We start from the raw sequence: 3,187 nt of genomic DNA on the forward strand, positions 1-3,187 counted from the left end.
CGACCGTCTCGGGTTCGATGCGACTCACGCCGGGGGCGGCCAGAGCGAGCACTACCGCGAGGCTCGCCCAGAGCAATGAATTCTCCAGCACGAAGCCGACTACCGGGATATCCATGTCCGCGCCGACTCGAGGAAGCCGAAACAGCACTACGACAGCGGTGAGACCGATCGCGATCCAGGACCACACAGGGACCGATCGAGTGCCCTCCCCCACTCCCGACTTGATCGGAACGAAGAGTACACCCACCGCCGGCACCAACCACACGAAGTGGTGCGTCCAGGCAATGGGAGTCACGATTGCCGCCAGCAGAGCCACCACCGTGAAACCGGCGAGATCGCCCCGCAGGCGCTGAGCGCGCCGCGTCGCGACAATTCCGAGGACACCCAACACCGCACAGGCGACGAGCCACGCCGGACCCACCAGGCCCTCGGGAAGTAGCCGCAAAGCCATTCCACGCACGGACTGGTTACCGAACACGGACGGGTCACCGACGGCGACGCGCCCCGAGAGTGAGGCGATGTCGCCGAAGTAGTCGATCGTCTGGCGCGGGAGAACCGCAAAGCCCAGAGCCGTGGCGCCGAGGAAGCCGGCGAGGCCGCCCGCAACTGCTTTCCAGCGCCCGGTGATCACGTAGTAACCGATGTAGACGAGTGGCACCAGTTTGACCGCGCCGGCGATCCCCACCAGCACACCCTCGGGAATCCACCGTGGTCGAGCCAGCACGTCGATCAAGCACAGGAGAGTCAGAAACAACCCGACCTGGCCGTACCCGAGGTGATCGGAGATCGGCGATGCCGCCGTCCACAGGACCAGGAAACCCACGTAGACGACGACTGGCCGCTTACGTGTGAACGGGACTTCGCGATAGCTGAGCACGATGATCGCGGCCAGCATCAGGAGGCTGACGAAACTCCATCCCCACTGGACCGCACCCCAGGAACCCAGGGCGACTGGAACGGCGACGAGCGCAGCGAAGGGCGGATACGTGAACGGCAGTCTCGCGTTGAACGACTCGTCGTACAGGTTCGACCCGTCGAGGACGGCCTGACCCGCCGTCCGGTACACGGCGAGATCGTCGCCGTGTACGCCGGTGACGGATTGGAACCCGGTGGCCAGCAGCGCGCACGCCGCGACGAGAAGTCCGATCTGCCACCAACGATTCACCGACGGACGGTACCACCGGGTTCCACCGCTCGAACGAGCCTCGAGGTCACTCACGGATCAGTTCGCCAATGCGGCTTCGATCTCGTCTCGGTCACGCATTGCTGCCTCCCGAAGTGCCGATACCGAAGGACCATGCTTGAGCACCCCACGGGAAGTGTTCGGCAGCAGGAGCTCGGTCGATCCCGCGAAGATGTCTGCGAGATCCGCTGCCGTCGCACCCTGAGCGCCGAGTCCCGGAGCGAGAATCGGGCCGTTGAACTGCGACAGGTCCAGACCGTGGTCCCGAGTTGCACCGACCACCAGTCCGACGGTGTCACGGCCGTCGCCGTTCGCATCGACCGCAGCGTCGACGATCGACTGAGCCACGCTCACACCGTCAGTCGACGACTGTTGAAGTACGCCGCCTTCCGGATTGGAGGTTCGTGCCAGGACGAAGATCCCGCGGGCGTTCTGCCGTGCCAGTTCGAGTGTCGGAGTCAGCGCCCCGAATCCCAGGTACGGCGAAACGGTGACCGAGTCGGAGGCCAACGGCGAATCACCCAACCAGGCTTGCGCGTACGCGTCCATCGTCGAACCGATGTCACCGCGCTTGGCATCCGCGACGACCAAAGTTCCCGCATCACGAAGAACCGAGATGGTCCGCTCCAACACGGCGAAGCCGGCGCTGCCGTAAGCCTCGAAGAACGCGACCTGAGGTTTGACCAGTCCGACCTCACCGGTGAAGGCCTCGACGCAGATCTCGGCGAAAGTCTCGAGACCTTCGGCCGTACGCGGCAGTCCCCACGCGTCGAGAAGCGCGGGATGCGGGTCGATACCGACGCACAGCCGCCCCCGGTCCGCGATCGCGGACCGGAGACGCTGCCCCCAACTGTGACTCACGACTGCTGTGCCGGCTGACGAAGACCTGCGTGCAATTCCTGCAGGGAGTGAACTCCGATGTCGCCGCGAATGGCTGCTTCGATGCCCTGCACGGCAGCCGAGGCGCCCTGCACCGTCGTGATGCACGGGATGTTCGACGCAACCGCTGCGCTTCGGATCTCGTAGCCGTCGACACGCGGGCCGTTGTTGCCGTACGGCGTGTTGATGACCATGGCGACCTCGCCGCTGCGGATCTGGTCGACGATGGTCTCGGCACCGGCCGGAACATCTTCACCCGACTGCTTGTACACCTGCTTGCACTCGATACCGTTGCGCCGCAAAACATCTGCGGTTCCTTCGGTGGCAAGAATGGTGAATCCGAGGTCTGCCAGGCGCTTGACCGGGAAGATCAGCGAACGCTTGTCCTTGTTGGCGACCGAGACGAACACCGCGCCCGTGGTGGGCAACGAACCGTAGGCGGCAGTCTGCGACTTGGCAAAAGCCGTACCGAAGTCGAAGTCGATTCCCATGACTTCACCGGTGGACTTCATTTCCGGGCTGAGCAAGGTATCCACGCCGGTACCGTCGGCGCGGCGGAAGCGGTTGAACGGCAACACAGCTTCCTTGACCGCGATCGGTGCACCGGCCGGGGTGTTTCCGCCGTCGCCCTTCGCCGGCAGAATGCCGCTCGCACGCAGTTCCGCGATGGATTCGCCGAGCATGACGCGGGCGCATGCCTTGGCCAGCTGGACGGCCGTCGCCTTGGACACGAACGGAACCGTGCGGCTGGCGCGGGGATTTGCTTCCAGCACGTAGAGGATGTCGTCCTTGAGGGCGTACTGGACGTTGAGCAGGCCCTTGACGCCGATGCCCTTCGCGAGAGCCTCGGTGGAGCGGCGGACGTTCTCGAGATCCGCCCGGCCCAGAGTGATGGGCGGGAGCGCACACGCCGAGTCACCGGAGTGAATGCCGGCTTCCTCGATGTGCTCCATGACGCCGCCGAGGTACACCTCGGTGCCGTCACACAGAGCGTCGACGTCGATCTCGACCGCGTCTTCGAGGAAGCGGTCGACCAGGACCGGACGATCGTCGGAGATCTCCGTGGCGCGCGAGATGTAGTCGGCGAGGGAAGCCTCGTCGTAGACGATCTCCATGCCGCGACCA

3 protein-coding genes are annotated in these 3,187 nt (G+C 65.0%); all 3 read right to left on the reverse strand.

Going from position 1 to position 3,187, the window contains the following annotated elements; translation table 11 throughout:
- Positions 1–1,165, reverse strand: a 1,165-nt coding sequence (locus A2J01_RS32685) for a glycosyltransferase 87 family protein (RefSeq protein ID WP_231916198.1), incomplete at its 3' end; no start/stop codon positions are given.
- Between the two features lie 57 nt (positions 1,166–1,222).
- Positions 1,223–2,044, reverse strand: coding sequence for an orotidine-5'-phosphate decarboxylase (gene pyrF / locus A2J01_RS32690; protein ID WP_007728008.1), 822 nt, complete (start codon positions 2,042–2,044; stop codon positions 1,223–1,225).
- Positions 2,041–3,187, reverse strand: a 1,147-nt coding sequence (locus A2J01_RS32695) for an ATP-binding protein (RefSeq protein WP_442971591.1), incomplete at its 5' end; no start/stop codon positions are given. The genes A2J01_RS32695 and pyrF, both read right to left, overlap by 4 nt.

Source organism: Rhodococcus sp. EPR-134, assembly GCF_001647205.1.
GTDB classification, from domain to species: Bacteria; Actinomycetota; Actinomycetes; order Mycobacteriales; family Mycobacteriaceae; genus Rhodococcus_F; species Rhodococcus_F qingshengii.